Origin of the sequence: Coprococcus intestinihominis, assembly GCF_040096555.1 — a bacterium.
Taxonomy (GTDB): Bacteria; Bacillota; Clostridia; order Lachnospirales; family Lachnospiraceae; genus Coprococcus_A; species Coprococcus_A intestinihominis.
On sequence record NZ_JBBMEK010000163.1, the window covers coordinates 1 to 7,586 of the forward strand.

Annotated in this window: 7 protein-coding genes and 1 pseudogene; all 8 read left to right on the plus strand. The window is 43.3% G+C overall.

Features of this window, described 5'->3' with window-relative positions; translation table 11 throughout:
• Window positions 1-661 (plus strand): stage V sporulation protein AA (locus WMO25_RS12095; RefSeq protein ID WP_349085514.1); only part of this gene is annotated, 661 nt, incomplete at its 5' end.
• A 136-nt stretch (window positions 662-797) separates the two neighbouring features.
• Window positions 798-2,009 (plus strand): carboxylate--amine ligase, encoded by a 1,212-nt coding sequence (locus WMO25_RS12100; protein ID WP_117527620.1) that lies wholly within the window; start codon window positions 798-800, stop codon window positions 2,007-2,009.
• A gap of 93 nt (window positions 2,010-2,102) precedes the next feature.
• Entirely contained in the window at window positions 2,103-3,647 is a 1,545-nt protein-coding gene (locus WMO25_RS12105; protein WP_015513796.1) for a Mur ligase family protein, read from the plus strand.
• 103 nt (window positions 3,648-3,750) lie between these two features.
• The gene (locus WMO25_RS12110; RefSeq protein ID WP_250799620.1) at window positions 3,751-4,647 is read left to right on the plus strand and encodes a transporter substrate-binding domain-containing protein; all 897 of its coding nucleotides are present in this window, start codon (window positions 3,751-3,753) and stop codon (window positions 4,645-4,647) included.
• A gap of 72 nt (window positions 4,648-4,719) precedes the next feature.
• Entirely contained in the window at window positions 4,720-5,430 is a 711-nt protein-coding gene (locus tag WMO25_RS12115) for an amino acid ABC transporter permease (RefSeq protein ID WP_349085516.1), read from the plus strand.
• Window positions 5,414-6,220 carry an amino acid ABC transporter ATP-binding protein gene (locus tag WMO25_RS12120; protein WP_178440542.1) on the plus strand — a complete coding sequence of 269 codons (807 nt, stop codon included), beginning with the start codon at window positions 5,414-5,416 and terminating at the stop codon, window positions 6,218-6,220. Before WMO25_RS12115 ends, WMO25_RS12120 begins: the two co-directional genes overlap by 17 nt.
• A gap of 164 nt (window positions 6,221-6,384) precedes the next feature.
• Window positions 6,385-6,861 (plus strand): hypothetical protein, encoded by a 477-nt coding sequence (locus tag WMO25_RS12125; protein ID WP_349085517.1) that lies wholly within the window; start codon window positions 6,385-6,387, stop codon window positions 6,859-6,861.
• A 341-nt stretch (window positions 6,862-7,202) separates the two neighbouring features.
• Window positions 7,203-7,586: pseudogene (locus tag WMO25_RS12130) on the plus strand (LuxR C-terminal-related transcriptional regulator); the annotation flags it as partial.

The following is a 7,586-nucleotide window of genomic DNA, read 5'->3' on the forward strand; positions in this document are numbered from 1 at the left end:
AACAGGAGATGAGACAGCAAAGACTCAGAAACAGGTTGTAATCTACTTGCTGGCGGATGATTATATTGAAGTTGAGGTGCAGCCGTTGACTATGGGAGATCTATGTGAAATTGTGGGAACGGACAGGAAGGTGGCGGATTTTGTCAAACAGATGCCGGTGGCAGGCCTGCAGCCTCAAGAGACGGGGCGGAGTGTCATCTCTGTTTTAATGTTGGTGGAGGCAATCACAGTGCAGGTCCGGAAGCAATTTGCAGGTATCCAGTGCCAGTGTGTGCTGCTGGGAGCGGAACAGTTGATTGTTGAATGGGGAGGCAAAAAGACGGCACCGTGGTGGGTGACGATTTTGAAGACGGTATGCGTGAGTCTGATCATTCTGACGGGTTCGGCTTTTACCATCATGACTTATGATCAGGATGTGGATGTGGCGGGGGTGTTTGGTCGGATTTATCAGCTGTTTGTGGGCCATGTGCCGACACAGCCCGGGATTCTTGAGGCTGCTTATGCTTTTGGTGTGTCTGCAGGTATTCTGCTGTTTTTTAATCCTTTTGTTTCGGCGGTAAAGAGAAAGGCACCCTCTCCTGTTGAGATTGAAATGGAGAAATATGAATCAGACATCAGGGATACGATTGTCAAAATTGATAATCGGTTAAACAAAAGATAAGATTATATGAAAGATTTCGTTTCAATAAGCAGAAACTGAGAAACGAAGGAAAACAGGCTGTTTGACAGCCGTTGACAGGGGAAAAGGGTTAAGTTATAATGAAAGGTACTGTAAATAGAAAGAAAGGCGATTAGCAATGAATTTCAAAGAAAGAGATTTTATACCGATGCTGTTTGGCGGGGACATCAATACATACAGTGTTGCCCGTGCATTTTATGAACGTTATAAAGTGAAATCCTATACATTTGGTAAGTTTGCCACAGGTCCGAGTTACCAGAGCAGAATTATTGAATATACACCAAACCCGAAGATTGACACAGATGAAGTTTTTATGAAGACAGTGAAGAGCTTCTGCTCCAAGCATGCAGACAAGACCGTTGTTCTGGTGGGCTGCGGTGACAGCTATGTGGCATTGATCAGCAAGCATAAGAATGAACTGCCGAAGAATACCATTGCACCATATATTGATTTTGATTTGATGAACAGTCTCCAGCAGAAAGAGACATTCTATAAACTTTGTGAGAAACATGGCGTGGATTATCCGGGAACCATTATCCACAACAAAGAGATGGGACATGATTTTGAGATGAATTTCCCATTCCCTGTGATCTTGAAGCCATCCGACAGCATTCAGTACTGGGAGCATCCTTTTGATACACAGAAGAAGGTGTACACGATTAAAGATAAGAAGGAACTGGATCAGGTGCTGGATGACATTTACGGGGCCGGTTATACAGGCAAACTGATCATTCAGGATATGATTCCGGGTAATGATGAGTATATGCGTGTGCTGACATCCTATTCGGATCACAACGGCAAGGTGAAAATGATGTGCCTTGGTCATGTGCTTCTTGAAGAGCATACACCGCACGGATTGGGCAATCATGCAGTCATTATCACAGAGCCGAATAAGGAACTGATGATGCGTGTCAAAGATTTGCTCGAAGAACTGCATTATGTGGGATTTTCCAATTTCGATATCAAATACGACAGAAGAGACGGCAAGTTCAAGTTCTTTGAGATCAATACAAGACAGGGCCGAAGCAATTATTATGTGACCGGTTCCGGATTTAATGTGGCAGAATATATTGTGGAAGACTTTGTTTACGGCAAGGAACTGCCGCTGCGTTACGCCAAAGAAGAGCATCTCTGGATGGTTGTTCCAAAAGCCGTTGCCTTTAAGTATGTCAAGGATCCTGCTCTGAAGGCAAAGATGAAAAAGCTGATCAAAGAGAAGAAAGTCGTGAATCCAAGCTTCATGAAGGGAGATCTCGGTATGCCGAGGCTGGCCCGTATGATCAAAACCCATCTGAGTCATTTTGAAAAGTATAAGAAGTACTATAGCTAGTACATCGTTTTCGAAATAACTATACCATTCACTTGCACAGATGTTTGAATTTGAACCTATACGTATGCAGTTAATTGCAAGGAGGAAATACGTATGAAAAATTATACATTAAAAGAATATGCAGATTTGCTGTCTTCTGTCGATATGCTGGCAGAGGCGGAAATGATGGGCAGGGATGAGACGGTCATTACATATCTGACGTATGATTCAAGGGCAGTGACACCGGGAACCCTTTTCATCTGCAAAGGTGCAGCCTTTAAAGAACAGTATCTGGAAAATGCGATCCGGGCAGGTGCTGTGGCTTATGTTTCTGAAGTACAATATGAAACAGAGACCAAGGTGCCGTGTCTGATTGTGAAGGATATCCGTAAAGCCATGCCGCCGCTGGCCGAGATGTATTTCAACAAAGCATGGCAGGAATTGACGGTCATCGGTTTTGGCGGTACAAAGGGAAAATCCACATCTGCTTATTATATGAAAGCCATTGTGGATGATTATATGGCAGCCACAGGGGGCAAAGAAAGTGCTGTTTTATCATCCATCGACATATACGATGGTGTGATTCGACAGGAATCCCATATTACAACACCGGAATCGGTGGAATTACATGAGCATATGCGCCATGCGGTAGACAGCGGTATTACTTATCTGGAGATGGAAGTTTCCAGTCAGGCGTTAAAGTATGACCGTGTGAATAATATGCAGTTTGATGTGGCGGTTTATCTGAATATTTCAGAGGACCATATCAGTCCGATCGAGCATAAGGATTTTGAAGATTATATTTCATCTAAGATGAAGATGTTTGCGCTGGCTAAACAGGCAGTTGTCAATCTGGATGCGGATTTTGTGGAGCGTGCCTTAAAGGCTGCAGAGGATGCCGGCAGCTTCAAGACATTCAGTCTGAAGGATCCGTCTGCGGATTTTTATGGCTACAATATTCACAAAGAAGATGGAGAAATCATTTTCTCTGTGAAATGCGATAAGTTTGATGAGACATTTTCACTGACCATGCCGGGCTTATTCAATGTGGAGAATGCCGTTGCCGTTGTGGCTGCAGCGACACTGCTGAACATTCCTCTTGAATACATCAAGTCCGGTCTTCACAGGGCAAGATCCAGTGGCCGTATGGAACTGTATACAAGTGCCGACAAGCGCGTGACAGCGGTTGTGGACTATGCCCACAATAAACTGAGCTTTGAGAAGTTATTCGGTTCCACAAGAGAAGAATATCCGGATCATGATATCGTGGCTATTTTCGGATGCCCGGGCTATAAGGCCTATATCCGCCGTAAGGACCTTGGTCTCATTGCCGGAGAATATTCCAAGAAGGTTTATCTCGTGGCTGAGGATCCCGGCAAGGAGCCTGTACAGCAGATTTCAGAGGACATTGCCCAGTATGTGGCTCAGAAGAATTGTCCGTATGAGATTATCGAAGACAGAGGTGTGGCTATCCACAAAGCCATTATGGAGTGCAAGCGGCCTACCGTTCTTCTGATTACCGGCAAGGGCAATGAGACACGACAGAAATACGGCACGATCTATGCGGATTGCCGTACAGATGTGGAATATGTCAAGGAATATCTGGAAGAATATAACCATTCACCTTCCCATGTACTGGAAAATCAGAATTTAGACTAGTTTTTTGCGAAAAACATGATAAAATATGTAAGAGGTCAGTATGCATTCATAATGAATAAACATACACCGAGAAGCAACGATAATTTTAAGGAGGATAAGTAAAATGAAAATGAGAAAAGTATTAAGTGCTCTTCTGGTTGCAGCATGTACCCTTTCACTGGCAGCATGCGGCAGTTCCAGCAGCAAGAATGAAACAACAGGCGCATCAGGAGAAACTGCAGCAGGCAGTGCCAACACAGCAAAGGTTATCGATGTGGACCTGACAAGTGAAGAATATGCATTTGGTGTGGATAAAACACAGCCTGAACTGCTTGAACAGACCAACACATTTATCCAGAAGATCAAAGATGACGGTACACTGGATGCCATTTGTGCAAAATATTTCGGTGATGGTGAACCTGAAGCTGTTGAATCAGCAGAACTTGACAGTTCCAAAGACCAGTTGGTTGTAGCTACAAATGCAGCTTTCGAGCCTTTTGAATACACAAAGGGTGACCAGTACTATGGTATTGATATGGAAATCGCCAAACTTCTTGCAGATGAACTTGGCAAAGAGCTTGTTATCCAGAACATGGATTTCGACGCTGTATGTTTATCTGTCAGCCAGCAGAAATGTGATATTGCTATGGCAGGTCTGACAATCAACGAAGAAAGACAGGAATATGTAACTTTCACAGATTCTTATTATCAGGCATCCCAGAGACTGATTGTGCCAAGTGCAGATACAACATTTGACGAATGCAAGACAGCTGATGAAGTTGCAGCTAAACTTGGTGAATTAAGCAACTCTGACAAGATTGGTGTTCAGGCCGGTACAACAGGTCAGTATTACGTTGAAGGCAGCGATGATTGGGACTTCCCGGGTCTTCCTGCTGAATGTGTAACTTATAAGAGCGGTTCCCTGGCTGTTCAGGATATGTTAAATGGCAACATCAAGTATGTCATTATTGATGCTGCTCCTGCTGCAGCAATTACAGCATCTATCAACGCAATGCAGTAATCTTTTATAACAGATGGGCCTACAACCCATCTGTTATGCTGTACGAGCCTGAAAGGATAAAGAAGAGTCATTATGGGAAATTTTGATCAGAAAGTTAACAAGTTTATAGAGATATTCTGGGAGCAGAATGGCTACAACAAGGTGCTTCAGGGCCTGCAGAACACCCTGATGATTGCCATTGCCGGTCTGATCATCGGTATTATTATCGGTACGATCATTGCCACTGTCCGTGTACTCCCAAAATATAAAACATTGCCGAAGGTGCTGAATGTGATCTGCAGCTTTTATGTTGCATTATTCCGCGGTACGCCTATGGTTGTTCAGCTCCTTGTCTTCTACTATGTTCTTTTACCGATTATCGGTTTGAAGATTACAGGTGTTCAGGTGGCGATGATGGTCTTTGGTCTGAACAGCGGCGCCTACATATCTGAGATTATGCGAAGTGGTATTCAGTCTGTAGACCCGGGACAGATGGAAGCCGGACGTGCAGTGGGTTTAAGTTTTGGTACAAGTATGATCAAAATTGTTATCCCACAGGCAGTCAAAAATATTCTCCCGACATTGGGCAATGAATTCATTTCCCTGATCAAGGAGACATCTGTTGTCAGTTTTGTCGGTGCGGCCGACCTTTATGTAGCATTTAACTATATCGGCAGCAACAGCTATGAATTTATGGTTCCATATCTTGTCATGGCATTGATTTATATCGTTCTTGTGCTGATTATTTCATTATTAATCAAATTGATGGAAAGGAGCCTGAAGAAGAGTGATAGACGTAATTAATCTTAAGAAAAGCTTTGGCAGTGTCGAAGTTTTAAAGGGCATCAACATGACCATCAATAAAGGCGATATTGTGGCGATCATCGGACCATCAGGTTCCGGTAAGAGTACATTTCTCCGCTGCCTGAACTGTATGGAAGACCCGACATCAGGACAGATTATTTTTAATGGTGTTGATATCGCGGATATGAAAGTTGATATCAATATTCACCGAAGAAAGATGGGCATGGTATTCCAGCACTTCAATCTTTTCAACAACAAAACCGTTCTTGAGAATATTATGCTGGCACCTGTTTATACCCGTTGTCAGGAACTGAAGAAAGCCAAACGTCATAATCGTCTGGCGGCATTTGGCAAGAAAGAACAGATTCCTGTGACAACCACCAAGGAGCAGATTAAGAAAGAAGCCAGAGAACAGGCCATGAATCTGCTGAAACGTATCGGGCTGGAAGATAAGGCGAATGTCTATCCTTCAACACTGTCCGGTGGTCAGAAACAGCGAATCGCCATTGTCCGTGCTCTGGCCATGAATCCGGATGTGATTCTTTTCGACGAACCGACATCTGCCCTGGACCCTGAAATGGTCGGAGAAGTTCTGGAGCTGATGAAACAGCTGGCAGAGGAAGGCATGACCATGGTGGTTGTTACCCATGAGATGGGATTTGCCAGAGAAGTGGCTTCCAGAGTCGTCTTCATCGATGAAGGTGTCATCAAGGAAGAAGCAGAGCCGAAGGAATTCTTCGCCAATCCGAAGGATGCGAGACTGAAGGAATTTCTGTCGAAGGTGCTGTAAAACTGAATTTGAAGTGATATAAGACAGGCCGTCCGGTCAGCGAAGTGCTGACTGGGCGGTTTTTTGCTGTTCCGGGAATACCTCCGCTGATGCCATATGATATATTAAATACAACAAAGAACAAAGCAATCACAGATACGTGTTTAGAAAAAGGAGAAAAAATTATGACAAAAGCAGATGAGATGAGAAAACTTGCAGCACAGAATCAGAAACCAAAAACTCAGAAAGTAGATTATTATGATGAGGCATTAAGAAATGTGTATTTTGGTCAATTTTATAGTGACGTACAGTATTGTGCCCAAAGGGGGAATTCCAGTGGCGTTGGATATCTTCCTTGTGAGTTGCGTACACCGCCACATAGTGACAGTGATTATGATAATGGAATTTGTGTGGGAAAATTGTATGAGGATAAAATAAAAGGTTTTTTCACAACGTATCATGTTATAACAGTAACATCTCTTGGGGAGCGGTTTTTGAGAGATTTTAGAGCAAAAGCTGAAAAAGAAGGTTTTAACATTACGTTTAAAATATATGATGGGCGGTCATATTATTCTCTTGGAGAAAAAATTCCTACTGTTACGGATAGAAACTGTAAAGGTGGCATTCGTCCTCTGAGACTTGTTGCATGTTTTCGGTATTAATTATAAAATCTAGTACATCGTTTCGTAAATAACTATACCAATCGCGTAGGATGCGGATTCGAGTGTGCAGGTAAAAAAACGCAGGCGTAGCGGGCTACGCCGAGGCTTTTCTACCTGCACACTCGGATTCGCAGGCAAGTGAATGGTATAGCTATTTCGAAAACGATGTACTAGGATTGAATTTATAAGTGACAAGCCAGGCGGCATTATTGATTTTATGTCTCAAAATAGTTATACTATTTTTAACCAGATTTTTTGAGATAATAAAGTCACCTGCACAGGCAAGTGGATTCTTTTCTGTCTGGATGGAAGTTTTTAAATATATATTGGGAGGCGGCGCAGTGGCAAGACAAAAATGGAATCTGAATACAATTTACATATCAGAACGGCTGAAGGCGTGTCTGCGTCCGGTTACCTGTTGTGCGCTGACAACGGTGGTGGCTCCCATGGGATACGGAAAGACAACAGCCATCAACTGGTTTTTGGATGAACAGGGGAAAATAGATGCACTGTGTCTGATCCGTATCAGTGTGTATTCGGACAACCTGGCTATTTTCTGGAAAAGTGTACAGGTGGCTTTTAAACGGGCGGGTTTTGGCTTTCTGGAGGATTATGCCTGTCCGGAGGATGTTGCAGGAGCAGGATTGCTGATAGAGGATATGTGTCATGAATTGTCGAAAACAGGCAGTTGTTACATTTTTATTGATGATTTTCATCTGTTGACG

What these genes read in the sequence shown, in the direction of transcription:
- WMO25_RS12100 (WP_117527620.1), top strand. Translation starts at nt 798, where the DNA reads ATGAATTTCAAAGAAAGAGATTTTATACCGATGCTGTTTGGCGGGGAC.
- WMO25_RS12105 (WP_015513796.1), top strand. Translation starts at nt 2,103, where the DNA reads ATGAAAAATTATACATTAAAAGAATATGCAGATTTGCTGTCTTCTGTC.
- WMO25_RS12110 (WP_250799620.1), top strand. Translation starts at nt 3,751, where the DNA reads ATGAAAATGAGAAAAGTATTAAGTGCTCTTCTGGTTGCAGCATGTACC.
- WMO25_RS12115 (WP_349085516.1), top strand. Translation starts at nt 4,720, where the DNA reads ATGGGAAATTTTGATCAGAAAGTTAACAAGTTTATAGAGATATTCTGG.
- WMO25_RS12125 (WP_349085517.1), top strand. Translation starts at nt 6,385, where the DNA reads ATGACAAAAGCAGATGAGATGAGAAAACTTGCAGCACAGAATCAGAAA.